Below are 23,800 nucleotides of genomic sequence, written 5' to 3'. Positions count from 1 at the left end.
TGCGACCGTGACTGAGCGGACTTTGGCCCTGATCAAGCCTGATGGCGTCGAGCGGCAATTGATCGGAGAGATCATCAGCCGGGTTGAGCGAAAGGGTCTTGCTATCGCAGCCCTGGAACTCAAGAACGTCAGTGAGGACCTGGCCCGGGCGCACTACGCCGAGCATGACGGCAAACCCTTCTTCGGATCGCTTCTGGAGTTCATCACCTCCGGACCCGTTGTCGCGGCGGTCCTCGAAGGCCCGCGTGCCATCGCAGCCTTCCGTCAGCTCGCCGGTGGCACCGATCCGGTCGAGAAGGCCGTACCCGGCACGATCCGTGGCGATCTCGGTCTGGAAACCCAGTTCAACCTGGTGCACGGCTCCGACTCGCCGGAGTCCGCGGAGCGCGAGATCGCGCTCTGGTTCCCCACCAACTGACCCGTCGCTGACCTGGGCGCAGCTTGGCTGCGCCCAGTCTTGGTCGGATGTACTGCTTCGGTGTGGGATACTGGGCGAGGGTGTACGTCGCCAGACCGGCGGCGGACGCCCGGATGAAGACTTAGACGAGCGCGACCATCGCAACCTGCGATGCGGCGCCGGACGTCACAGCCATCATTCAACCCAGGCGCCGGGTGGGTTCATAAGAGCCGCCCGGGGCGAGACCACAACAAGCTCGGGTGTTGCCCAGCCGAGCCCATAACCGAAGTCCTCGCGCGGCCGCGTCGCCATGACGCGCCCGGGGGCTCGAAGGAGAGTACGTGGACGACGATGCCAAAATCCAAGACCACACTGACAGCAGCGCCGCTGGAAGCAGCGATACGGAGAACAGTGCTGCGCCTGCTGAGCTGGAGCTGCCGGCACGCCTGAGGGTCCACTCATTGGCCCGGGTTCTCGGAACCACGAGTCGACGAGTTCTGGAAGCGCTGGCCGAGTTCGACGGCCGATCACGCAGTGCACATTCCAGTGTGGACCGGACCGACGCGGTCAAGGTGCGAGACGTGCTCGCCGCCGCCGCCGCCGAGACTGCGGCCGCTCCGACACCCGCGGAACAGAAAACCCCGGCACCTGCGGAACAGAGCACGGAGCCGGCGGTTGTCGCCGAGTCTCCGGCCGAACCCGCCGAGACCCAACCCGCCGAGGCCTCACAGCCCGACCCGGTAGCGGATGTTCCGGTGGCCGAGGAGCCGGCCGTCGAGGAGCGATCTGCTCCGGCACTCGAGGCTGAACCGGAGTCCCGGCTGTTGATCGAGACGGTTGGTGGCTGGCCCAGTGCCGACGACCTCTCCGGTGTCGGCGACCTCATGAGCATCGGTGACATCTCGAGTCTGAGCGACCCCACGACCACGGACCGGAATACGGCCGCCGTGGAAGTGGTCGCCGATTACCTGCCGCTGTTCGTAGCGCCGCAACCGGTGCAGACGCGTCCGGTTCCGGACCGCGTCGAACCCGAGGATCGCGACGAGCCGGACACCGACGAAGCTGACGACGACGGCGACGACGAGCAGGCCGAGAAGCCGGCCAACCGCCGGCGTCGGCGCGGTCGTCGCGGTCGCGGTCGCGGCCGCGGTGGCGAATCCGGTGTCGATGGTGACGAGGACGGCGCCGACGACGACAGCCGCACCGACGACGACACCGACACCGACACTGACGACAAGGCCAAGGGCAAAGGCGAGACGCCCGACGCCGAGGAAGATTCCTCGGACGAAGACTCCGACGACGATGACGGCGCATCCGGTGACGGCTCCAACCGTCGCCGCCGCCGGCGCCGTCGACGCAAATCCGGATCGGGTGACGACGGCGACGCAAGTTCGCCCGATGACCCGCCGAACACCGTCGTGCACGAACGGGCTCCGCGTTCCAAGGCCGAGCGGGCGGAAAAGGCCTCCAACGAGATCCAGGGCATCTCCGGGTCCACCCGGCTCGAAGCCAAACGGCAGCGTCGCCGCGACGGTCGGGACGCCGGCCGGCGTCGCCCGCCGATCCTGTCCGAGGCCGAGTTCCTGGCCAGGCGCGAAGCGGTCGAGCGCGTCATGGTGGTCCGAGACAAGGTCCGCACCGAGCCGCCGCACGCCGGTGCTCGCTACACCCAGATCGCGGTTCTCGAAGACGGCGTGGTCGTCGAACACTTCGTGACCTCGGCCGCTTCGGCATCGCTGGTCGGCAACATCTATCTCGGCATCGTGCAGAACGTCCTTCCCTCCATGGAGGCCGCTTTTGTCGACATCGGCCGAGGCCGCAACGGGGTTCTCTACGCGGGTGAGGTGAATTGGGAGGCTGCCGGTCTCGGTGGCGCCCAGCGCAAGATCGAGCAGGCTCTCCGTCCCGGGGATTACGTTCTTGTCCAGGTCAGCAAAGATCCGGTTGGCCACAAAGGTGCCCGGCTCACCACCCAGGTGTCGTTGGCCGGTCGCTACCTGGTGTACGTGCCGGGGGCGTCGTCCACGGGAATCAGCCGCAAGCTGCCCGACACGGAACGCCAGCGTCTCAAGGAGATCCTGCGCGAGGTCGTGCCGGCCGACGCCGGCGTGATCATCCGGACCGCGTCCGAGGGCGTGAAGGAATCCGATATCCGCGGCGATGTCTCGCGCCTGCAGGAACGCTGGACCCAGATCGAAGCCAAGGCAGCCGAGACCAAGGGTAAGGCCGCCGGTGCGGCGGTCGCCCTGTACGAAGAGCCGGACGTGCTGGTCAAGGTCATCCGTGACCTGTTCAACGAAGACTTCTCCGGTTTGATCGTCTCCGGCGACGGCGCCTGGAAGACCATCACCGATTACGTCGAATCGGTCGCGCCGGAGTTGGTCGGCAAGCTCACCAAGTACGAGGCCGCCCAGAACGGTGGACCGGATGTCTTTGCCGTCCACCGCATCGATGAACAGCTGACCAAGGCGATGGACCGCAAGGTGTGGCTGCCGTCCGGTGGAACTCTGGTGATCGACCGGACCGAGGCGATGACCGTCGTCGACGTCAACACCGGCAAGTTCACCGGCGCGGGCGGCAATCTCGAGCAGACCGTCACGAAGAACAACCTGGAGGCGGCCGAGGAGATCGTGCGTCAGCTGCGTCTGCGCGATATCGGCGGCATCATCGTCATCGACTTCATCGACATGGTGCTCGAATCGAACCGGGACCTGGTGCTGCGCCGGCTCACCGAGGCGCTGGCCCGGGACCGTACCCGCCACCAGGTGTCCGAAGTGACTTCTCTGGGCCTGGTGCAGCTGACTCGCAAGCGGCTGGGTACGGGGCTGGTCGAGGCGTTCTCCACGACGTGTAGCCACTGCGCGGGACGCGGCATCGTGCTGCATTCCGACCCGGTGGACTCCGGGCCGGCGGCGCCTCCGCGCAAAGCCGAGCCCACCAGCCGGCGCAGTAAGCGGTCGGCCAAGAAGGGCAAGGCCGAAGAGCCGGCTGTCGTGGCCGACATGTCCAGGGTGCCTGCGCATGCCGCTGCGGAGCATCCGATGTTCAAGGCGATGGCTGCGGCCAACGGCAAGCACGAGGACGACGACACCGATGAGGACACCGGTGTCGTGGAAGCCGGTCTCGACGCCGACCTCGACAAGAACCTCAATGAAGACAAGTTGCACGACGCGGTCGGGGAGGAACAGCCCGACGAACTGGTCTCCGTGGAGGAGTTCGATGACTCCGAGGACGAGGATTCCGAGGACGAGGATTCTGACGACGAGCTCGGTCTCGACGAGGACGACGACGACTCCGATGACGACGACGATATCGAACTGGTCGACTCCGACTCCGACGATGACGATGACTCCGATGAGGACGACTCCGTCGAGGACGACGACAGCGAAGACGACGACAGCGATGACGACGACAGCGATGACGACGACGAGGACGACGACAGCGACTCCGACGATGACGTCGAACCCGTCGTCGACGTGATCGCCGTTGCCAGACCACGCCGTCGCCGGGCGGCAGCACGACCGGCGGGGCCGCCTGCGTCCTAGAAGTTGGGGCCGCCCAGCCTCATAACTAGGCGGTTTGACCCGTAAGACGCTGCTCACGTAGCCTTGAGCAGTTGTCGCCAGGCCATCACCGGCGACAGCGGGTTCATATTGACCCCGCACCAAGACCCGCGTGTGCAGCCTCCGGGTGGCGCGCGCCCGCAAGAAGCATCACCAGAAGTAACTAACTAGAGATAGAGAGACACCAACGATGGCAGCCGAGAACGCCACGTACGCGATCGTCAAGACTGGCGGCAAGCAGTACAAGGTCGCCGTCGGCGACGTGGTCAAGGTCGAGAAGCTCGACTCGGAGCCTGGTGCCAAGGTGTCGCTGCCGGTTGCTCTGGTGGTGGACGGCGCCAAGGTCACCACCGATGTGAAGGCGCTGGAGAAGGTCACTGTCGCGGCCGAGATCCTCGAGCACACCAAGGGTCCCAAGATCCGCATCCACAAGTTCAAGAACAAGACCGGCTATCACAAGCGCCAGGGGCACCGTCAGCAGCTGACGGTCCTCAAGGTCACCGGAATCAAGTAGCAAGGGAGCGAACACATGGCACATAAGAAGGGCGCTTCCAGCTCGCGCAACGGTCGCGATTCCAACGCCCAGCGCCTTGGCGTCAAGCGTTTCGGTGGCCAGGTCGTCAAGGCCGGCGAGATCATCGTCCGCCAGCGCGGCACCCACTTCCACCCAGGCGTGAACGTCGGCCGCGGTGGCGACGACACGCTGTTCGCGCTGTCGCCCGGCGCCGTCGAGTTCGGCGTCAAGCGCGGCCGTAAGACGATCAACATCCTGCCGGTCGACGCCTGATTTCACGAGGACCACGCCTGCGACAGTGAAGCTGCTGCGAGTTCTCGAAAGTACTTCGCACTAGCTTCACATCGCACAGGAAGGTCTTCCGATGCCCCGGTTCGTCGACCGCGTCGTCATTCACGCCCAAGCCGGCTCCGGGGGTCACGGTTGCGCTTCGGTGCACCGTGAAAAGTTCAAACCTCTCGGTGGTCCGGACGGTGGCAACGGCGGACGCGGCGGCAGCATCGTGCTTGTCGTCGATCCCCAGGTGCACACGCTGCTGGATTTTCACTTCCACCCGCATGTGGTGGCCCCGTCCGGCAAGCAGGGGGCGGGCAGCAACCGGGACGGTGCTGCAGGTGCTGACCTCGAGGTGCGGGTACCTGACGGCACTGTCGTCCTCGACAGCGACGGTCGGATGCTGGCTGATTTGGTCGGTCCGGGCACCCGCTTCGAGGCTGCGGCGGGCGGCCGCGGCGGTCTCGGTAACGCTGCGTTGGCATCTCGCGCCCGTAAGGCCCCGGGTTTTGCGCTGTTGGGGGAGAAGGGTGATGAGCGCGAGCTCACCCTGGAACTGAAGACTGTCGCCGACGTCGGTCTGGTCGGCTTCCCTTCTGCGGGCAAGTCCTCTCTGGTGTCAGTGATCTCGGCGGCAAAGCCCAAGATCGCCGACTACCCCTTCACGACCCTGGTGCCCAATCTGGGTGTTGTCTCCGCCGGTGAGCACACGTTCACTGTTGCCGATGTTCCCGGCCTGATTCCCGGCGCATCCGACGGGCGCGGTCTTGGCCTGGACTTCCTGCGGCATATCGAGCGGTGTGCGGTGTTGGTCCATGTGGTGGACTGCGCCACGATGGAGCCGGGCCGCGATCCGCTGTCCGACATCGATGCGCTCGAAGCCGAGTTGGCTGCTTATCAGCCGACCCTGCAGGGAGATTCGACGCTGGGCGATCTCGCCGAGCGTCCTCGTGCGGTGGTGCTCAACAAGGTTGACGTGCCGGATGCCAAAGAGCTCGCCGACTTTGTCCGTGCGGATGTTGCTGCTCGCGGGTGGCCGGTGTTCGAGGTGTCGACGGTGGCACATATCGGCTTGCGCCAGTTGACGTTCGCGCTGTGGGACATGGTGTCGGCGTACCGTGCCGCGTTGCCCGTGCTCGCGCCGCGCCGGCCGGTGATCCGGCCCATTCCGGTCGACGAGACCGCGTTCTCGGTGGAGCCCGACGGCGACGGTGGCTACCGCGTGCGCGGAGTTCGCCCGGAACGCTGGATCGCCCAGACGAATTTCGCCAATGACGAAGCCGTCGGTTATCTGGGGGATCGGCTGGCCCGCTTGGGCGTCGAAGACAAGCTGGTGAAGCTCGGTGCCCGGCCCGGCTGTGCGGTCACCATCGGCGATATGACCTTCGATTGGGAGCCGCAGACCCCCGCCGGCGTCGACGTGATGCCGACGGGTCGTGGCACCGATGTCCGGCTCGAGCGCAACGAACGGGTGGGCGCCGACGAGCGCAAGGCCGCCCGCAAGGCCCGCCGGGAACAGCCCGACACCGGAGAGGGTCAATGAGCGTCCATCGCGACGCCATTCGGAACGCCCGCAGCATTGTCGTCAAGATCGGCACCACTGCGCTGACCACCCCCGCCGGTGTGTTCGACGCGAGTCGGCTGCAGTATCTGGTCGACGCGATCGAGAAGCGGATGAAAGCCGGCTCGGACGTCGTCATCGTCTCTTCCGGTGCTATCGCGGCTGGTATCGAACCGCTCGGATTGCCCAAGAGGCCAACGGATCTGGCGACGAAGCAGGCTGCGGCCAGCGTCGGTCAGGTGGCGCTGGTGAATTCCTGGAGCTCGGCGTTTTCCCGCTATGGCCGCACGGTGGGGCAGGTGCTGCTGACTGCACACGACATCTCGATGCGGGTGCAGCACACCAATGCTCAACGCACCCTGGACCGGTTGCGGTCCTTGCATGCGGTCGCGATCGTCAACGAGAACGACACGGTAGCCACCAACGAGATCCGCTTCGGTGACAACGATCGGCTCTCGGCGCTGGTGGCGCACCTGGTCGGTGCCGATGCGCTGGTGCTGCTCTCGGATATCGACGGGCTCTACGATTCGGACCCGCGGAAGTCGGATGCGCGGTTCATCGGCGAGGTGACGGGACCGGATGACCTCGACGGTGTCATCGCCGGCCGTGGCAGCCACCTGGGTACCGGCGGGATGGCCTCGAAGCTGTCGTCGGCGCTGTTGGCGGCCGACGCCGGGGTGCCGGTTCTGCTGGCCGCGGCGGCCGAGGCCGCCGATGCGTTGTCGGATGCTTCGGTGGGCACGGTGTTCACGGCGCGGTCGGATCGGATGTCGGCGCGTCGTTTCTGGGTGCGTTACGCCGCTGAGAGTGCGGGCAGTTTGTCACTGGACGAGGGTGCGGTGCGGGCGGTGTTGGAGCAGCGGCGGTCGCTGCTGGCGGCCGGGATCACCGCACTGTCGGGCCGGTTCTTCGGCGGTGACGTCGTCGAGTTGCATGGCCCGGACGGTGCGGTGGTGGCCCGTGGAGTGGTGGCCTACGACGCCGCCGAACTGTCGACGATGATGGGCCGCTCGACGCCGGAGTTGCCGGCCGAGATGCGGCGCCCCGCGGTCCACGCCGACGACCTGGTCGCGCTCTAGATCAGCGCGAGCGAGCGTGTCTGTACCCAACACGCCGCGGCGGAACGTACAAACACGTGCGCTCAGGCTGGGAGCGGGGCCAGATACAGTGCCCCCCAGGCGATCTGAGCCAATGATTCGGCCAGCTCGACGTCGTGTTCGGCCGTCTGGGATGGCAGTTCCTGTTGGCAGGCGCGTTCTACCATCCAGGACAGCGCACTCGCTGTGGCGGCCGCAGACAGCTCGGCCCGGATCGAGCCGTCGGCCTGCCCGTTTTCGATCACCTCACGCAGCCGGCCGGCGATATCGGTGAGCAACTCCCGGTACGTGGCGGCCACCTGGGGGTCGTAGCCGGCCATCTCGTTGAGTGCGACCAGAAGTGATTGGTGACGTCGGTACCCGGCGACGATCCCGGTTATCGCCACTCGGATGTCAGCCGGATCGCGGCGTGAGGCGACACTCCACCAGCGTTGCGCGCTGTCGGAGAGTTCGCCGAACACCTGACCGGCCAGGCTGCGCAGCAGATGGCCTTTGTCCTCGAAATAGATGTAGAAACTGGCCCGCGAGATGCCGGCTTCGGTGGCCAGCCGGTCGACGCTCAGTTCGGTGAAACTTGCACCGTCGTTCATCAGACGCTCGGCAGCTGCCAGCAGATCACGCTCGATCTGTTCGCGGCGTTTCTGGCGCTTGGCCTGCGGCTTGCGGGTGACCGACGGCATGGGAGCAGCTTAGCGATGCGATACGCATCTTGACTAGACACACTGTCTAGACTTATTGTCGCGGCATGACTGTGCCGTCGATCACATCTGCAGCCACCGGTGACCGCCCCTATGACCCGATCGATCTGTCGTCGCGGGCGTTCTGGTCCACCGCCGCGGCCGAGCGCGAGCGGTCCTTCGCCGAACTGCGGGCACAGCGGCCCGTCAGCTGGCATCCACCGGTCGACGACGCGCTGATGCACGACCCGAACGATCGGGGCTACTGGGCCGTCACCCGACATGCCGACATCACGGCCGTCAGTCGCAACAGTGAGGTGTTCCTGTCGGGCAAGGGCGTGCTGTTCGAGAACGTCCCCGAGGAACTGCTCGAGGCGTCGCAGTCGTTCCTGGCGATGGATGCACCGCGGCACACCATGATTCGCAAGGTGGTGCACTCGGCGTTCACCCCGCGACAGGTCCGCCGCATCGAGGAGTCCATCAAGGTCAACGCCGCGGCGATCGTCGGCGAACTCGTGCAGGCCGGCAGCGGAGCCGACTTCGTCGACCTCTGCGCCAAGGAACTTCCCGTCCGGACGCTGTCGGACATGGTTGGCATCCCCGAATCGGAACGCCAACAGGTGGCCCGCGCCGCCGACGCGCTGGTGTCCTGGGCGGATCCGGTGTATCTCGCGGGCCGCAACCCACTGGAGGTGTTGCTGGAGAGCCAGATGTACCTGCACCAGGTGGCGGGAACCCTGGCCGCGGAGCGTCGCGAGAATCCCGGTGACGATCTGATCAGTGCCCTCGTGCACGCCGAGGTCGACGGTGACCGGCTCAACGATGCCGAGGTGTCCGCGTTCTTCGTGTTGCTCGCTGTTGCCGGCAATGACACCACCCGTCAGACCGCCAGTCACGCGGTGAAGGCCCTGACCGACTTCCCGCAGCAACGTGCTTGGCTGCTGGAGGATTTCGATGCGCGCATCGGCTCGGCGGTCGAGGAGTTCGTCCGCTGGGCCAGTCCGGTGATGACGTTCCGGCGCACGGCCGCAACCGATTGTGATCTCGGCGGACAGCGGATCCTGGCGGGCGAGAAAGTGGTGATGTTCTATCCGTCGGGCAACTGGGACACCGAGGTCTTCGACGACCCCGCGGCCCTGAACCTGGGTCGTCATCCCAACCCGCACCTGGGGTTCGGGGGCGGTGGCCGGCACTTCTGCCTCGGGGCGCACGTTGCCCGGACACAGCTGCGGGCACTGTTCGGCGAACTGTTGACCGCGCTGCCGGACATCCGCGCCGGCGAACCCAGCTATGTGCCGGGCAACTTCGTGCACGCCATCCGGCACCTACCGATCTCGACGCACCCGTAACCGGAGCGGACCGCAGTCACACGGGGACGGCCGGGTACAGCTCGTCGGCGAGCAGCGTCAGCATTTCCGCGCAGCCGCTGTTGACCTTCACCGTGGCCTGGTCGTCACCGCGGGTGGGGCCGCGGTTGACGATTGCGACGGGCTTGCCCGTCGCGGCGGCGTGCCGGACAAACCGGTAGCCGGAGAACACCGTCAGCGAGGACCCGGCGACCAGGAGGGCGTCAGCGGCATCGAGCAGTGAATAGGCATGTGCAACACGATCTTTCGGTACATTCTCGCCGAAGTAGACGATATCCGGCTTGAGCATGCCGTCGCAGCGGGGACAGTCGAGGTAACGGAAGTTGGAGGTGTCGCTGACCGTGGCGTCGGCGTCCGGAGCCACCGCGATGCCGCCGAGTTGTTCGGCGCGCTCGATGAACCCGGGGTTGAGCGCTTCCAGTTCGTCGGCCAGCGCTTCACGTGACATGGCGTGACCACACTCCAGGCACACCACCCGGGCGTAGGTTCCGTGCAGGTCGACGACGGTCCTGCTGCCCGCCTTGGTGTGCAGTAGGTCGACGTTCTGGGTGATCAGACCGGTGACCACCCCGGTACGTTCCAGCTCCGCGAGCGCCCGGTGACCGGCGTTGGGCAACGTCTGATCCAGATGCCGCCAGCCGACATGGTTTCGGGCCCAATACCGTTGCCGAAACGTCGGGTCGGAGGTGAACTGGCGGATGGTCATCGGATTGCTGGGCGGTGAGTCCGGGCTCCGATAGTCCGGGATACCGGAATCGGTGGAGATCCCGGCACCGGTGAGTACGGCGAGTCGCCGGCCGTTCAGGAGGGCGACGAGCTCCGGTGCTTCCACGCCTTCGAGAGTAAGCGCTGCCGACGACAGTCCGCCGCGGAGAACGCCCGACGACGCTGCTGCGCTGTGGCGCCCGGGGCACCCGCGTTCCGCTCAGACGTAGTCGACCCACCATTGATGTAGTTCATCGAGGTCGCGGCCTTGCGCCACGCCCAACATCAGATCCGAGTTCTTGGTCCACATGATGTCGGGAGCGCCTTGGTAGTCGCCGCAGGCCACCGATCCCTCCACCTCCTCGGGAGTGGAGTCGTAATCCCAGGTGCCCGGGGATTCCAGGCCACCGGGGCAGTCGCGCAGCGTGTCCTCGCCATTGCTCTGGTCGAATGCGTCGTTGAGGTCGTCGATGGTGGGGAACAACGAGTACGACGCGCTCTGGGGTCCGCCCGGGTTGGAGTTCTGGCCGCAGTCCACGGTGGCCAAGGCCCCCCTCACCGGGGGCCTGACGGGCTCACACGACTCGTATCCCGAGGGCACCACCGACAGCAGGCGGCGCAACGTCGGGGACACGGTCTCGTGTGGCGGCAGGGAGATCGGTGCCCGCGGAGCCGAGGTGACGGTGCGGGTGATCGTCTGGGTGGAGTTCATCGAGGTGCCCGGGTCCCGCAATGTCCACGTGGCAGCGACGGCGGCGACCAGGACGACGACGGCCGCCAGGGCGGCGCCCACGACCCAGCCGCGGCGTTTCGGCGGTGGTGCGTGTGTCGACGGTGCCGGGGCCGTCACCGTGAACATGCCGTCGGTGACCCCGGCTGCGTGTGCGGCCGCCGAGGCCAGTTCCCCGGCGGTGGCAAACCGGTCATCGGGCTGCTTGGCCATCCCGCGGGCGATCACCTCGTCCAGGGCCGGTGGCAGGCCCGGTGCCGCCAGGCTGGGTCGTGGCGGCGGCTCCATCAGATGGGAGGTGATCAACACGCTCACGCTGTCGGCGCGGTACGGCTGGGTGGCGGTGAGGCACTCGTAGAGGACACAGGCCAGGGCGTAGACATCGGCTTTGAAACTGACCGCGGCGCTGGTGAACCGTTCGGGCGCCATGTAGGCGAAGGTGCCGATGGCCGAGCCCTGTTCGGTGATGGTCTCGTCGGTGGCGGCGTTGGCGATGCCAAAATCCACCAGGTAGGCGAAGTCGTCGGCGGTGGTGAGGATGTTCTCCGGCTTGACGTCGCGGTGAGTGACCCCGGCGGCGTGTGCCGCATCCAGGGCCGACGCGATCTGCCGCACGATCGCCACTGCGCGGGCCGGGGCCATCGGGCCGTCCCGGTTGAGGACCGACCGCAGATCGACACCGTTGATCAGCCGCATGTCGACAAACAGGTGACCGTCGATCTCGCCGAAGTCGTGAATCGGAACCACGTGCGGCTCTTGGAGTTTGCCGGCCGAGCGGGCTTCCCGTTCCAGCCGCGTACGGAAGGTGGCGTCGTGTGACAGGTTGGCGGGTAGCAGTTTCAGGGCCACCGTGCGGTCCTTGACCGTGTCGTAGGCCTCGTACACCTCGCCCATGCCGCCTCGCCCGATCAGCCGGGTCAGCTGGTAGGGGCCCACCTGGGAACCCTCCCGGGATCTGTTGTCGGTCACTGTGCACCTTCGGTGGTCCGGACAGTTCCCGTGGTGGTCCGGAAGACGAAGGTGTAATCGCAGATTCGGATCTGGTCGCCTTCGGTCAGGGTGGCGCTGCCTTGAACTCGGTTGTGCTGCACGTAGATTCCGTTGGCCGAACGTAGGTCGCTGATCACGTAGCTGGTGCCGGTGTCGATCACGGCCGCGTGATGCCTGCTGACCTTGGCGTCGGCGAGCACGATGTCGTTGTCGTCGAGCCGGCCGATCCGGGTGGCCACCGCGCGCAGCGGGTGCTGCCCGCCCGACGGGTCCTCCAGATAGGCGGTGGACGACGACGCCGACATCGCGGTTCGCTGGTCCAGCTGCGTGACGTTGCCGACGGCGGCGGTCTTGGCCGAGGCCTTTGCGTCCAACGGTTCCTGGCGCAGGATCTTCTGGTAGAGGTCACGCAGCGACGGCCCGGGGTCGATGCCGAGCTCGTCGGCCAGGTTGCGCTTGAGTCGCCCGTAAGCCTCGAGGGCGTCGCTCTGGCGCTCGCTGAGGTAGTAGGCGCTGATCAGCTGCGCCCACAGCGGTTCCCGGTAGGGGTGCTCGGCGGTCAGGGTTTCCAGTGCGCCGAGCACCTCCCCGGCCCGCCCGCACGCGATCTCGGCCTCGGCGTGTGCGGTGACCGCGCTCAGCCGGTCCTCGGAGAGCGCGGTGGCCAGCGCGTCGACAAATTCGAAGTCCTGCAGATCTTCCAGAACCGGCCCGCGCCATTCGGCCAGCGCGGCCGCCAGGTGTCTGCTGGCCAGCCCGAACTCGCCGGCCGCGGCGGCGCGGAACCCGGCGGCTTTCTCCGTGGTGAACCGGCCGAGGTCCAGCGCCGTCTCGGACACCGTGAGCCGGTAGCCGGGTGGGGCACTGGCCAGGGTGGCCTCGGGCTCGGCTGCGGCCGTGGACAGCAGCTTGCGCAGATTGGAGACGTAGGAGTGCAGACTGGCGCGCGCACCCGCCGGCGCCGCGTCCGCCCATGCTGCGGTCACCAGTGCGTCGACGGAGACAGGCCGATTGCGATTCATCAGCAGTACGGCCAGCACAGCCCGTTGTTTGGGGGTACCGAGCGCGATCGGGTTTCCGTCGACGGTGATCTGTAGTGGACCCAGCACACCGAACTGCACAGACTGTCCCGTCATGGCGCGTGTCCAGGTCCTTTGCTGTCGGGTGGTCGTGTGCTCCCTAGATTGTGCCGTGTCCGCGACGATGTCGCGGGCAAAGGCCGGCCCTGGCGGCGCTCGTCGAGCAAACGCGCTTGTCAGCGTAGTCCGAGACCCGGCGGCAGCCGAGATGCCGGAGACCGGCGGCGGTGTCGAGGCCCTGGGCACGAAACGACTCGAGCGCAGAAGTTGGGTTAGTGCCAACGGTGTGGGGTGGGCCGGGAACAATGAGGTGGTGATGGACTTCTACAGCGCCTATCGCCATGGCTTCCTCCGGGCCGCCGCGTGCACTCTGCACACCACGATCGCCGACCCGGGCGCCAACGTCGAGGCGGTGTTGCGGGTCGCCCGGGACTGCCATGACGACGGCGTGGGGCTGGCGGTGTTCCCGGAACTGACGCTGTCGGGCTACTCCATCGAGGACATCCTGCTGCAGGACACGCTGCTGGATGCGGTGCAGGACGCCCTGGCGACGCTGATCGCCGCATCGGCGGAGCTGTTGCCGGTACTTGTTGTCGGCGCACCGCTGCGGTACCGGCACCGGATCTACAACTGCGCGGTGGTGATTCACCGGGGGACAGTGCTCGGCGTGGCGCCGAAGTCCTATCTGCCGACCTACCGGGAGTTCTACGAACGCCGCCAGGTGGCGCCCGGCGACGACGTGCACGGTGAGATCGCGGTTGCCGGCCGGTCGGTGCCGTTCGGGCCGGATCTGCTGTTCGAGGCGACGGACATGGCCGGGTTCGTGCTGCATGTCGAGGTGTGTGAAGACATGTGGGTGCCGGTGCCGCCCAGCGCTGCGGCCGCTCTCGCCGGAGCCACGGTGCTGGCCAACCTGTCGGGAAGCCCGATCACGATCGGCCGGGCCGATGACCGCAAGCTGCTGGCCAGATCGGCGTCGTCGCGGTGCACGGCTGCCTACGTGTACGCCGCGGCCGGGGAGGGGGAGTCCACCACCGACCTGGCGTGGGACGGCCAGACGATGATCTTCGAGAACGGGACGCTGCTGGCGGAGTCCGAGCGATTTCCCAAGGGCGCGCAACGCAGCGTGGCGGACATAGATGTCGACCTGCTGGCCTCCGAGCGGCTGCGAATGGGCACGTTCGACGACAACCGCCGCCATCACCAGGACATGCTCGAGTCGTTCCGGCGCATCGAGTTCACCCTCGATCCGCCGGCCGGCGATATCGGGTTGCGGCGCGCTCTGGAACGGTTTCCGTTTGTGCCGTCTGATCCGGCACGGCTGCAACAGGATTGTTACGAGGCCTACAGCATCCAAGTGGCCGGGTTGGAGCAGCGGCTGCGGGCGCTGAACTACCCGAAGGTGGTCATCGGCGTCTCCGGCGGGCTGGACTCCACCCATGCGTTGATCGTCGCGGCCCGGGCGATGGACCGTGAGGGCCGGCCGCGCAGCGACATCCTGGCGTACACCCTGCCCGGTTTTGCCACCGGTGACCGGACCAAGGGCAACGCGATCGCGTTGAGCAAGGCGCTCGGGGTGACGTTCTCCGAGATCGACATTCGCGACACCGCGACATTGATGCTGACCGAGATGGGGCATCCGTTCGGTCGGGGGGAGAAGGTTTACGACGTCACCTTCGAGAATGTGCAGGCCGGGCTGCGCACCGACTACCTGTTCCGCCTCGCCAACCAGGAGGGTGGCATCGTGCTGGGCACCGGCGACCTCTCCGAACTGGCGTTGGGCTGGTCCACGTACGGGGTGGGCGACCAGATGTCGCACTACAACGTCAACGGGGGCGTACCGAAGACGTTGATCCAGCACCTGATCCGCTGGGTGATCTCCTCGGGCCAGTTCGACGACGACGTTGACGCGGTGCTGCAGTCGGTGTTGGACACCGAGATCAGCCCGGAGCTGGTGCCGGTCGGCGAGGACGAGGAGATCCAGAGCAGCGAGAGCAAGGTCGGGCCGTATGTGCTGCAGGACTTCTCGCTGTTCCAGGTGTTGCGGTACGGGTTCCGGCCGTCGAAGGTGGCGTTCCTGGCCTGGCATGCCTGGCACGACGCGCAGCACGGACATTGGCCGTTGGGATATCCGTTGGACAAGCGGCCGCAGTATTCGCTGTCCGAGATCAGGCATTGGCTGCAGGTGTTTGTGCAGCGGTTCTACTCGTTCAGCCAGTTCAAGCGTTCGGCATTGCCCAACGGGCCGAAAGTGTCTGCCGGTGGGGCACTGTCGCCGCGTGGTGACTGGCGGGCGCCGTCGGATATGTCGGCCCGGATCTGGCTCGAGGAGATCGAGCGCAATGTCCCGGAGGGGCCGCTAGCGGCTGACTGACCGGCCGACTCCTGGGGCGAAGCGCCCCACCGAGCTGCAGTAGTCGCGATACGAATCTCCATGTTTTCCAAGAAGATACGGTTCCTCGACCAGGCGTACCTGCACCTCGATGGAGGCGACCAGGAGGATGAACCCGACCACTGCGACGACATTGGGTGTCACCAGCAGCATTCCGGCGGCGAACACCATCATGGCGCTGAAGACGGGGTTGCGCACCACCGCAAAAGCCCCGGAGCGCACCAGTGTGGTCGTCTCGCCGGCGTCCACGCCGACCCGCCACGAGTCACCCATGTCGATCTGGGCGTAGACGGTGGCGATGATCCCGGTCACCGCGACCGCGATGCCGGCACCGGGTAGCCACGGTGCCCGGAGCGCGTCGACGGCGCCGAGCAGCTGTAGCGCGGGCGCTGCCACGGCGATCGCCAGTGCGGCGACAAACCCGAGGCCGGCGAGCCATTCGAGTGATCCGGGTTCACCGGAGATGCCACGGAAACCGGTGGATCCGGTACGCCGGCGCTGTAACCAACTACGCCAGCCGAATGCGACCAGGATGAACACCGTGAACAACACCAGCGCGGGAATCGGCATACCCGGGATAGTACAGAAAATTCTGTACTAAGGGTATCCGGTGGTCACCGAGACCGGCGTCTACTAATCGCGCGCCAGTGCATCCTCGATGGTCTCGTCGAACGGTGCGCAATCGCCGGCGCCGGGTACCAGTGTTGCCAGTGCGCCGGCCGCGCAGGCACGCCGTAGCGCGTGATCTCGATCCGCGGCCCAGCCTGCGGCCAGCACACCCGCGAACACATCACCGGCGCCGGTGGTGTCGACGGCCTCGACCGCCGGTGCCGGCACCTCGAACTCCTGATCATCGCCGACATAGCTGGCGCCGCGGCCACCGCGGGTGATCACCAGATGCGGCACTGGCCAGCGCCAATGCTGATACTCGGACTCGTTGACGATGACCACATCGGTGACGGCTGCCAGCTCCGCCAGCTGGTGCTGGTCGTCCGCGGCGGGTGAGGCGTTGACGATCACCGTCGTTCCCGCCGCCTTGGCCACCCGGGCGGCCACCAGCGCGGTGGACAACGGGATCTCCAGCTGTAGCAACAGCACGTCGGCTCCGGCGACCAGATCCCGCAAGTGTCGGGAATCCAATGTCAGATGGCCATTGGTCCCGGGGGCGACGACGATCATGTTCTCGCCGTCGGCATCGACGAAGATCGCCGCGGTCCCACTCTGGCCCGGCAGCGTGATCAGTCCGTCGACACCGATGTTGTTGGCCACCAGATGGTCTCGTAGATGCAGGCCGTTGGTGTCGCTGCCGATGGCCGCGACCAGCTGAACCTCGGCCCCCGCGCGTACCGCGGCGATCGCCTGGTTACCGCCTTTGCCGCCGGGTACCGATCGCGCCGCCGACCCCAGTACCGTCTCGCCCGGAGTCGGCATCCTGGCCACGTCGAACACGACGTCCATGTTGACGCTGCCGACCACCGTCACCCGACTCATGCCGTCACCGAGAACGGTTGAGGCAGCGGTGCGCGGCCGGTCAGTGCCCGCAGCACCACGTCGCCGCGGCCCATCGTCACCGAGATCTGTGCGCTGAGCGTGGTGGCCGCCAGCAGTGCGGGCTCAGGTGGTGTGAAGTTCAGCCCGGTGGCGTCGGCGATGTCCATGCTGTGCACCACCAACTCGAAGATTCGGGTCGGCAGGTAGTCGGTCAACCGCATCCCGGTCCCGCCCAGAACGGCGATCAGCGTGTCGTCGCGACCGTCGAGGGCATCCAGAGCCCGGGACACCAGGGCCTCGACCGCGGTGGCCGGATCGGGACCCAGCTCGACCCCGGCCCGCACCCCCCGCTCCAGCACACCTGCCGCATCGGCGGCCGCCAGGTCCGCCGCCAATCGGTAGTACTCGGCCGGGCCGTCGACATCGACCTGCTCAGCGGGCAGATCGAGGTAACTGATCACAGTGATCAGGGACCGCGACGTGTGCCCGACCAGGGCCCGGAGATCCCAGGAGCCCAGACCGGGGCCGGCGAACCGGTCGGCGGGGACACGGCGCACCAGGTCGGCGAAACTGTGCGCCGCGGCGGCGTAGGTCGCGGCGACCTCTCGGACGTCCATGCTCGGTGAACCTACCGGCGAACCGGGCCGCGGCGGGGGACGGTCGGCCAATCTCGCCGGGTTGCGCCCGCCCGCCGCACCGGGCCGTTCCCCTCCACCGCCCGGAGCCCGATAAGCTGGGCTAATGAGTCTGGAGGCACCAGCGCTGTCAGGTTTGCGCGACACCGTGCACGACGCCGCCAAGCGCGCCCGGGTGGCGGCCCGCATCCTGGGAACACTGTCCACCGTGGTCAAGGACCGTGCGCTGCACACCGCCGCCGATGCGGTGCTGGCCAACAGTGAGCGCATCATCGAGGCCAACGCGGTCGATCTCGAAGTGGCCCGGGCGGCGGGAACATCCGCTGCGATGCTGGACCGGCTGGCACTCAATCCGCAACGCATCGACGGTATTGCCGCGGGTCTGCGCCAGGTGGCCGGACTGCCCGACCCGATCGGCGAAGTGCTGCGGGGGCGCACCCTGCCCAACGGGCTGCGGCTGCGTCAGCAGCGAGTTCCGCTCGGTGTCGTCGGCATCGTCTACGAGGGTCGGCCGAATGTCACCGTCGACGCCTTCGGCCTGACGCTCAAGAGCGGCAACGCCGTTCTGCTGCGGGGAAGTTCGTCAGCCTCGCACTCCAACCAAGCACTGGTGTCGGTACTGCGCGACGCCCTGGTCGATGAGAGTCTGCCCGCCGATGCGGTGCAGCTGCTGCCCAGCGAGGACCGGGCCTCGGTGACTCACCTGATCCAGGCCAGGGGACTGGTCGACGTGGTGATCCCGCGCGGTGGGGCCGGCCTGATCAACGCGGTGGTCCGCGATGCGTTGGTGCCCACCATCGAAACCGGTGTCGGAAACTGCCACGTATTTGTGCATGCCGACGCCGATCTCGACGTCGCAGAACGAATCCTGCTCAACGCCAAAACACGTCGTCCCAGTGTCTGCAACGCCGCCGAGACCTTGCTCGTCGACACCGCCATCGCCGAGACCGCGTTACCCCGACTCGTCGCGGCATTGCAGAACGCCGGTGTCGCAACACATCTGGACCCCAGTGATGAGGAACTCCGAGCGGAGTTCCTGTCCATGGACATCGCGGTCGCCGTCGTCGACGGGGTGGATGGGGCGATCAACCACATCAACGAATACGGCACCGGACACACCGAAGCCATTGTCACCGCAGATCTTGCCGCGGCCCAGCGCTTCACCGACCAGGTGGACGCGGCGGCGGTGATGGTGAACGCGTCGACGTCGTTCACCGATGGCGAGCAGTTCGGGTTCGGCGCCGAGATCGGTATCTCCACCCAGAAGCTGCATGCCCGCGGGCCGATGGGCCTGACGGAACTGACTTCGACCAAGTGGATCGTCTGGGGAGACGGCCAGATTCGACCCGCTTGATCGCCTGAACCGCGCGCACCGGTGGAGCCTCCGGCTCACCGCCGACTAGTACTAGGAGCCGTATTGGACACCCCCACACGCTCAGTGCCGTTGTTCACCGATATCGATGACGTGGCCCGGCGGTTGGCAGAGACCGGCTACCTGCCCGATACCGCCACCGCCACCGCGGTGTTCCTGGCTGACCGGTTGGGTAAGCCACTGCTGGTCGAGGGCCCCGCCGGTGTCGGCAAGACGGAGCTGGCGCGGGCGGTGTCCCAGTGCGCCGGGGCCGAGCTGGTGCGGTTGCAGTGCTACGAAGGCGTCGACGAGGCCCGCGCACTGTACGAGTGGAACCACGCCAAGCAGATCCTGCGCATCCAATCGGGCTCGAGTGACTGGGACCAGACCCGAGATGACGTCTTCAGCGAGGAGTTCCTGCTCTCGCGGCCGCTGCTGACCGCGATCCGCCGCACCGAGCCCACCGTCCTGCTGATCGACGAAACCGACAAGGCCGATATCGAGATCGAGGGCCTGCTGTTGGAGGTGTTGTCGGATTTTGCGGTCACCGTCCCTGAACTCGGCACCATCAAAGCCACCCGCACGCCGTTTGTGGTGCTCACCTCCAACGCCACCCGGGAACTCTCCGAAGCACTCAAGCGGCGCTGTCTGTTCCTGCACATCGATTTCCCCGACCCCGACCTGGAGCGGCGCATCCTGCTGTCCCGGGTCCCGGAGTTGCCGGAGAAGATGGCCGAGGAGCTGGTCCGCATCATCGGAGTACTGCGGGGCATGCAGCTCAAGAAGGTGCCGTCGGTGGCCGAGACCATCGACTGGGGCCGCACCGTACTGGCGCTGGGCATGGACACCATCGATGACGCCACCATCGCCGCCACCCTCGGTGTTGTCCTCAAACACCAGTCCGATCAGCAGAAGGCGTCCGGGGAACTGAGACTGAACTGATGACCGCCCGACGAATCCGTCCACCGCAGCCCCTGGCGCCACACGGGTTGCCGGGACATCTCGTCGAGTTCGTCGAGGCGCTGCGTCGCTCCGGTATCGCCGTCGGCCCGTCGGAAACCGTCGATGCCGGCAAGGTGCTGGCGACCCTGGGTCTCGGGGATCGCGACGTGCTCCGTGAAGGGCTGGCATGTGCGGTGTTACGTCGCCCGGATCACCGCGACACCTACGACGCCATGTTCGACCTGTGGTGGCCGGCGGCGCTCGGTGCCAGAACGGTGATCGAGCCGCAGGAACCCGAGGACGCCGCACCGGAACTGCCGGCCGAGGATGCCGAGGCCATGCGCGGGATGCTGCTGGATCTGCTCGTAGACAAGGACGCCCCGACCTCCACCGATCAACGGCTCGAGGCGATGATCGCGGCGATCGTCGAAGCCTACGGTCGCTACAACTCCAGCCGTGGCCCGTCGTACTCGTCGTATCAGACCCTGCGGGCCATGGCACTGGACCAGCTGGAGGGCAAGTTGTTGGCCGGGCTGCTGGCCGGGTATGGCGAGGCGCCCACCCCGTCGCAGGAAGAGATCGCCAAAGCGCTTGCTGCGCAACGCATCGGCCAGCTACGCAAGATGGTGGAGGCGGAAACCAAACGCCGCACCGCCGAGCAGCTGGGCCGCGATCACGTCCAGATGTACGGCATCCCGCAGCTGTCCGAGAACGTCGAGTTCCTGCGTGCCTCCGGCGAGCAACTGCGCCAGATGCGCCGGGTGGTGGCGCCCCTGGCCCGCACCATGGCCACTCGGCTGGCGGCCAAACGGCGTCGGCACCGCGCCGGGCAGATCGATCTGCGTAAGACGCTGCGCAAGTCGATGTCCACCGGGGGAGTGCCGATCGATGTCGTGATGAAAAAACCACGCCCGGCCCGTCCGGAGCTGGTGGTGCTCTGCGATGTCTCCGGGTCGGTCGCCGGGTTCAGCCACTTCACCCTGCTGCTGGTGCATGCATTACGCCAGCAGTTCTCTCGGGTGCGGGTGTTCGCCTTCATCGACACCACCGATGAGGTCACCGACATGTTCGGACCCGAAGCGGACCTGGCGATCGCCGTGCAGCGCATCACTCGCGAGGCAGGTGTCTACACCCGAGACGGCCACAGCGACTACGGGCATGCGTTCAGTTCGTTCACCGAGCTGTTCCCCGGTGTGCTGTCGCCGCGCAGCTCGCTGCTGGTGCTCGGTGACGGCCGGACGAACTACCGCAACCCGGCCACCGACATCCTGGCGCACATGGTGTCGGCGTCGCGGCACGCCCACTGGCTCAATCCCGAACCCCGGCAGTTGTGGGGTACCGGCGACTCCGCGGTCCCGCGGTACGCCGAGGTGATCCCGATGCACGAGTGCCGCTCGGCCAAACAGCTGGCCGCGGTGATCGACCAACTGTTGCCCGTCTGAGGCCGAGGCTGCCCTGAGGTGCTGGCGCGCCCAAACTCACAATCCGGCGAACTTCTACGAGAGCGCGGCGGCGAAACGTCGATCTCGACGCCTGCGCCGCTGCCGTAAGCTGCCTAGTCGTGACTCGACGCAGACTGGGGGTGATGGGTGGGACATTCGATCCCATCCACCACGGGCACCTGGTCGCCGCCAGTGAGGTCGCCGACCTGTTCGAACTCGACGAGGTGGTGTTTGTCCCCACCGGGCAGCCGTGGCAGAAGGCCGGCCGCCATGTCACCCCCGCCGAGGACCGGTACCTGATGACGGTCATCGCCACGGCATCCAATCCCCGGTTCTCCGTCAGCCGGGTCGACATCGAGCGCGGCGGCAAGACCTACACCAAGGACACCCTGCGTGACCTACAGGCGCTGAACCCTGACACCGATCTGTTCTTCATCACTGGGGCCGACGCACTGGCGTCGATCCTGTCCTGGCAGAACTGGGAGGATCTGTTCTCCATGGCACGGTTCGTCGGGGTGAGTCGGCCCGGTTTCGAACTCGACGGCAAGCACATCGCGGCGGCGCGCACCCAGTTGCCGTCGGATGCGCTGTCGCTGGTCGAGATTCCGGCACTGGCGATCTCGTCGACAGACTGCCGTCGCCGCGCCGAACAGTCTCGCCCGATCTGGTATCTGGTGCCCGACGGCGTGGTGCAGTACGTGTCCAAACGCGGGCTGTACCAGAACAACCTCAATACCGCACATGGCCGCAGCCTGGCCCACACGACGAAACAGGAGAACCCGTGACCGCCACCGACGAGGCCACCGCGATGGCAGCGGTTGCCGCCCGAGCCGCGGCGGCCAAGCTTGCCGAAGACATCATCGTCATCGACGTATCGGGCCAGCTGGTCATCACCGACTGCTTTGTCCTCGCGTCCGGTTCCAATGACCGGCAGGTCAATGCGATCGTCGACGAGGTCGAGGAGAAGATGCGCCTGGCCGGCCACAAGCCCGCCCGGCGGGAGGGCACCCGCGAGGGGCGCTGGGTACTGCTGGACTACATCGACATCGTGGTGCATGTCCAGCACCGCGACGAGCGCGATTTCTACGCCCTCGACCGGTTGTGGAAGGACTGCCCGGTGATACCGGTCGATCTCGACGACGTTGTGGCGGAGCCGGAGGCCGGTCTGTGAGCGTGCCGCGTCGAGTTCGACGACTGGTCCTGCTGCGGCACGGCCAAACCGAGTGGAATGCCAGCAGCCGCATGCAAGGTCAGATCGATACCGTTCTGACCGAACTGGGTCGGGCCCAGGCGGTGGCCGCCGCGGAGGTGCTCGCCAAGAGGCAGCCGTTGCTGATCGTGTCCTCGGATCTGCGCCGCGCCTATGACACCGCGGCCGCCTTGGGGGAGCAGGCCGGTCTACCCGTGGAGGTGGACACCCGGCTGCGGGAAACCCACCTCGGTGATTGGCAGGGCCTGGACCACCACGAGGTGGACGTGGTGGCACCCGGTGCGCGGTTGGCATGGCGTGACGACGCGCGCTGGGCGCCGCATGGTGGTGAGAGCCGGGTGGATGTCGCCGAGCGCAGTCTGCCGTTGGTGACCGAACTTGTTGCCAGAGAAAAGCAATGGGGTTCGGAACCCGAGGCGGACCGGCCGGTGGTGCTGGTGGCCCACGGCGGCTTGATCGCGGCACTGACGGCCGCGTTGCTCGGGATCCCGGTCGACAACTGGCCGATTCTGGGCGGTATGGGTAACGCGAGCTGGGTTCAGCTGTCGGGGCACTCGGGATTCGGTGCGCGGCCGCAGGACGTCAAGTGGCGACTCGACGTCTGGAATGCCTCCGCCCAGGTCGCCAACGATGTCCTTTGAGCCTGGGGTCCCCGATTCGCGGCCAGTGCTGCTGGTCTTCGCCGATTCGTTGTCGTACTACGGTCCGGCCGGCGGATTGCCCGCCGATGATCCCAGGATCTGGCCGAATCTTGTTGCCGATCAGTTGGGTTGGCGGCTGGAACTGATCGGCCGGATCGGCTGGACCTGCCGTGACGTCTGGTGGGCGGCTACCCAGGACCCCCGGTCGTGGGCGGCGTTGCCGCACGCCGGAGCGGTGATCTTCGCCACCAGTGGGATGGACTCATTGCCGTCACCGCTGCCGACGGCCCTGCGCGAGATGATCCGCTACATTCGTCCGTCGTGGTTGCGCCGGTGGGCCCGCGACGGCTACGGCTGGGCACAGCCCCGGCTGTCGCCGTACGCGCGTGCGGCGCTACCGCCTGAGATTTCGGTCGAATACCTCGAAATGACCCGCGGTGCCATCGATTTCAACCGGCCGGGAATACCGGTGGTGGCCTCGCTGCCGAGTGTCCACGTTGCCGATGCCTACGCCCGTGCGCATCATGGGCGAGCCGGTACCGTGGCGGCCCTCACCAGCTGGGCGCGCGAGCATGACGTTCCCCTGGTGGATCTGAAAGAGGCAGTGGCCGAGCATATTTACGCCGGCCGTGGCAATCCCGACGGGATTCACTGGAACTTCGAGGGTCATGAGGCCGTCGCGGATCTGATGCTCACGGCGCTGGCTGCTGCCGGTGTCGACGACCCGCGGCGCGGTGGCTGAC

At 66.9% G+C, this 23,800-nt stretch carries 22 protein-coding genes; 15 read left to right on the top strand and 7 right to left on the bottom strand.

Features of this window, described 5'->3' with window-relative positions; translation table 11 throughout:
- Nucleotides 1-7: 7 nt before the first annotated feature.
- From ndk to proB, 6 genes are all read left to right on the top strand, one after another.
- On the top strand, nt 8-418 hold the full coding sequence (ndk, locus tag WBB07_RS11560) for a nucleoside-diphosphate kinase (RefSeq protein WP_526307727.1): 411 nt from the start codon (nt 8-10) through the stop codon (nt 416-418).
- A gap of 320 nt (nt 419-738) precedes the next feature.
- Nucleotides 739-3,942 (top strand): ribonuclease E, encoded by a 3,204-nt coding sequence (rne, locus tag WBB07_RS11555; RefSeq protein ID WP_526307725.1) that lies wholly within the window; start codon nt 739-741, stop codon nt 3,940-3,942.
- A gap of 208 nt (nt 3,943-4,150) precedes the next feature.
- The gene (gene rplU, locus WBB07_RS11550; RefSeq protein WP_526307723.1) at nt 4,151-4,474 is read left to right on the top strand and encodes a 50S ribosomal protein L21; all 324 of its coding nucleotides are present in this window, start codon (nt 4,151-4,153) and stop codon (nt 4,472-4,474) included.
- Nucleotides 4,475-4,489: 15 nt separating this feature from the next.
- Nucleotides 4,490-4,747: a 50S ribosomal protein L27 gene (gene rpmA, locus WBB07_RS11545; RefSeq protein WP_526307721.1), complete on the top strand. Its 258-nt coding sequence runs from the start codon at nt 4,490-4,492 to the stop codon at nt 4,745-4,747.
- Between the two features lie 91 nt (nt 4,748-4,838).
- Nucleotides 4,839-6,290 carry a GTPase ObgE gene (gene obgE / locus WBB07_RS11540; protein ID WP_526307719.1) on the top strand — a complete coding sequence of 484 codons (1,452 nt, stop codon included), beginning with the start codon at nt 4,839-4,841 and terminating at the stop codon, nt 6,288-6,290.
- Entirely contained in the window at nt 6,287-7,387 is a 1,101-nt protein-coding gene (gene proB / locus WBB07_RS11535; RefSeq protein WP_526307717.1) for a glutamate 5-kinase, read from the top strand. The genes obgE and proB overlap by 4 nt, the downstream gene beginning before the upstream one ends.
- A 62-nt stretch (nt 7,388-7,449) precedes the next feature.
- Here proB and WBB07_RS11530 read toward each other — a convergent pair whose 3' ends face one another.
- Nucleotides 7,450-8,085: a TetR/AcrR family transcriptional regulator gene (locus WBB07_RS11530; RefSeq protein WP_526307716.1), complete on the bottom strand. Its 636-nt coding sequence runs from the start codon at nt 8,083-8,085 to the stop codon at nt 7,450-7,452.
- 65 nt (nt 8,086-8,150) lie between these two features.
- Between WBB07_RS11530 and WBB07_RS11525 the strand changes: the two genes are divergently transcribed.
- Entirely contained in the window at nt 8,151-9,431 is a 1,281-nt protein-coding gene (locus WBB07_RS11525; protein ID WP_526307714.1) for a cytochrome P450, read from the top strand.
- A 16-nt stretch (nt 9,432-9,447) separates the two neighbouring features.
- Here the strand turns inward: WBB07_RS11525 and WBB07_RS11520 are convergent, their stop codons facing one another.
- The 3 genes from WBB07_RS11520 to WBB07_RS11510 all read right to left on the bottom strand — a co-directional run bounded on the left by WBB07_RS11520 (nt 9,448) and on the right by WBB07_RS11510 (nt 13,010).
- Complete coding sequence (locus WBB07_RS11520; protein ID WP_526307712.1) at nt 9,448-10,281, bottom strand: NAD-dependent protein deacetylase; 834 nt, start codon at nt 10,279-10,281, stop codon at nt 9,448-9,450.
- A gap of 93 nt (nt 10,282-10,374) precedes the next feature.
- Nucleotides 10,375-11,853, bottom strand: a complete 1,479-nt coding sequence (locus WBB07_RS11515; RefSeq protein ID WP_526307710.1) for a serine/threonine-protein kinase — start codon at nt 11,851-11,853, stop codon at nt 10,375-10,377.
- Nucleotides 11,850-13,010 carry a BTAD domain-containing putative transcriptional regulator gene (locus WBB07_RS11510; RefSeq protein WP_526307708.1) on the bottom strand — a complete coding sequence of 387 codons (1,161 nt, stop codon included), beginning with the start codon at nt 13,008-13,010 and terminating at the stop codon, nt 11,850-11,852. The genes WBB07_RS11515 and WBB07_RS11510 overlap by 4 nt, the downstream gene beginning before the upstream one ends.
- Nucleotides 13,011-13,269: 259 nt before the next feature.
- Between WBB07_RS11510 and WBB07_RS11505 the strand changes: the two genes are divergently transcribed.
- Nucleotides 13,270-15,327, top strand: a complete 2,058-nt coding sequence (locus WBB07_RS11505; protein WP_526307706.1) for an NAD(+) synthase — start codon at nt 13,270-13,272, stop codon at nt 15,325-15,327.
- Here WBB07_RS11505 and WBB07_RS11500 read toward each other — a convergent pair.
- The 3 genes from WBB07_RS11500 to WBB07_RS11490 form a co-directional block, all read right to left on the bottom strand.
- Entirely contained in the window at nt 15,313-15,915 is a 603-nt protein-coding gene (locus WBB07_RS11500) for a methyltransferase family protein (protein WP_526307704.1), read from the bottom strand. The genes WBB07_RS11505 and WBB07_RS11500 overlap by 15 nt on opposite strands.
- Nucleotides 15,916-15,978: 63 nt before the next feature.
- Nucleotides 15,979-16,836 (bottom strand): ribokinase, encoded by an 858-nt coding sequence (locus WBB07_RS11495; protein WP_526307702.1) that lies wholly within the window; start codon nt 16,834-16,836, stop codon nt 15,979-15,981.
- The gene (locus WBB07_RS11490) at nt 16,833-17,453 is read right to left on the bottom strand and encodes a maleylpyruvate isomerase N-terminal domain-containing protein (protein ID WP_526307700.1); all 621 of its coding nucleotides are present in this window, start codon (nt 17,451-17,453) and stop codon (nt 16,833-16,835) included. Before WBB07_RS11490 ends, WBB07_RS11495 begins: the two co-directional genes overlap by 4 nt.
- Before the next feature lie 124 nt (nt 17,454-17,577).
- On the opposite strand from WBB07_RS11490, the gene WBB07_RS11485 reads away from it, so the two are divergent.
- From WBB07_RS11485 to octT, 7 genes are all read left to right on the top strand, one after another.
- Nucleotides 17,578-18,825, top strand: coding sequence for a glutamate-5-semialdehyde dehydrogenase (locus WBB07_RS11485; RefSeq protein WP_526307698.1), 1,248 nt, complete (start codon nt 17,578-17,580; stop codon nt 18,823-18,825).
- A gap of 63 nt (nt 18,826-18,888) precedes the next feature.
- Nucleotides 18,889-19,764, top strand: a complete 876-nt coding sequence (locus tag WBB07_RS11480; protein WP_526307696.1) for an ATP-binding protein — start codon at nt 18,889-18,891, stop codon at nt 19,762-19,764.
- Nucleotides 19,764-21,206, top strand: coding sequence for a vWA domain-containing protein (locus tag WBB07_RS11475; RefSeq protein ID WP_526307694.1), 1,443 nt, complete (start codon nt 19,764-19,766; stop codon nt 21,204-21,206). Before WBB07_RS11480 ends, WBB07_RS11475 begins: the two co-directional genes overlap by 1 nt.
- Before the next feature lie 143 nt (nt 21,207-21,349).
- Nucleotides 21,350-21,991 carry a nicotinate-nucleotide adenylyltransferase gene (gene nadD / locus WBB07_RS11470; protein WP_526307763.1) on the top strand — a complete coding sequence of 214 codons (642 nt, stop codon included), beginning with the start codon at nt 21,350-21,352 and terminating at the stop codon, nt 21,989-21,991.
- Nucleotides 21,988-22,377, top strand: a complete 390-nt coding sequence (gene rsfS / locus WBB07_RS11465; RefSeq protein WP_526307692.1) for a ribosome silencing factor — start codon at nt 21,988-21,990, stop codon at nt 22,375-22,377. Before nadD ends, rsfS begins: the two co-directional genes overlap by 4 nt.
- A 2-nt stretch (nt 22,378-22,379) precedes the next feature.
- Nucleotides 22,380-23,057 (top strand): glucosyl-3-phosphoglycerate phosphatase, encoded by a 678-nt coding sequence (gene gpgP, locus WBB07_RS11460; RefSeq protein WP_526307761.1) that lies wholly within the window; start codon nt 22,380-22,382, stop codon nt 23,055-23,057.
- Complete coding sequence (octT, locus tag WBB07_RS11455) at nt 23,047-23,799, top strand: diglucosylglycerate octanoyltransferase (protein WP_526307690.1); 753 nt, start codon at nt 23,047-23,049, stop codon at nt 23,797-23,799. The genes gpgP and octT overlap by 11 nt, the downstream gene beginning before the upstream one ends.
- Nucleotide 23,800 lies beyond the last annotated feature (1 nt).

Origin of the sequence: Mycobacterium sp. (assembly GCF_049647605.1) — a bacterium.
In the GTDB taxonomy this organism is placed as follows: domain Bacteria; phylum Actinomycetota; class Actinomycetes; order Mycobacteriales; family Mycobacteriaceae; genus Mycobacterium.
Note: the sequence above shows the minus strand (reverse complement) of the source record. Positions and strands in the feature narration are given on the sequence as shown.

Excerpts from the sequence above, each read along its gene's own strand:
- rplU (WP_526307723.1), top strand. The coding sequence starts at position 4,151 with ATGGCAGCCGAGAACGCCACGTACGCGATCGTCAAGACTGGCGGCAAG.
- rpmA (WP_526307721.1), top strand. The coding sequence starts at position 4,490 with ATGGCACATAAGAAGGGCGCTTCCAGCTCGCGCAACGGTCGCGATTCC.
- obgE (WP_526307719.1), top strand. The coding sequence starts at position 4,839 with ATGCCCCGGTTCGTCGACCGCGTCGTCATTCACGCCCAAGCCGGCTCC.
- proB (WP_526307717.1), top strand. The coding sequence starts at position 6,287 with ATGAGCGTCCATCGCGACGCCATTCGGAACGCCCGCAGCATTGTCGTC.
- WBB07_RS11530 (WP_526307716.1), bottom strand. The coding sequence starts at position 8,085 with ATGCCGTCGGTCACCCGCAAGCCGCAGGCCAAGCGCCAGAAACGCCGC.
- WBB07_RS11525 (WP_526307714.1), top strand. The coding sequence starts at position 8,151 with ATGACTGTGCCGTCGATCACATCTGCAGCCACCGGTGACCGCCCCTAT.
- WBB07_RS11510 (WP_526307708.1), bottom strand. The coding sequence starts at position 13,010 with ATGACGGGACAGTCTGTGCAGTTCGGTGTGCTGGGTCCACTACAGATC.
- WBB07_RS11505 (WP_526307706.1), top strand. The coding sequence starts at position 13,270 with ATGGACTTCTACAGCGCCTATCGCCATGGCTTCCTCCGGGCCGCCGCG.
- WBB07_RS11500 (WP_526307704.1), bottom strand. The coding sequence starts at position 15,915 with ATGCCGATTCCCGCGCTGGTGTTGTTCACGGTGTTCATCCTGGTCGCA.
- WBB07_RS11495 (WP_526307702.1), bottom strand. The coding sequence starts at position 16,836 with ATGAGTCGGGTGACGGTGGTCGGCAGCGTCAACATGGACGTCGTGTTC.
- WBB07_RS11490 (WP_526307700.1), bottom strand. The coding sequence starts at position 17,453 with ATGGACGTCCGAGAGGTCGCCGCGACCTACGCCGCCGCGGCGCACAGT.
- WBB07_RS11485 (WP_526307698.1), top strand. The coding sequence starts at position 17,578 with ATGAGTCTGGAGGCACCAGCGCTGTCAGGTTTGCGCGACACCGTGCAC.
- WBB07_RS11475 (WP_526307694.1), top strand. The coding sequence starts at position 19,764 with ATGACCGCCCGACGAATCCGTCCACCGCAGCCCCTGGCGCCACACGGG.
- nadD (WP_526307763.1), top strand. The coding sequence starts at position 21,350 with ATGGGTGGGACATTCGATCCCATCCACCACGGGCACCTGGTCGCCGCC.
- octT (WP_526307690.1), top strand. The coding sequence starts at position 23,047 with ATGTCCTTTGAGCCTGGGGTCCCCGATTCGCGGCCAGTGCTGCTGGTC.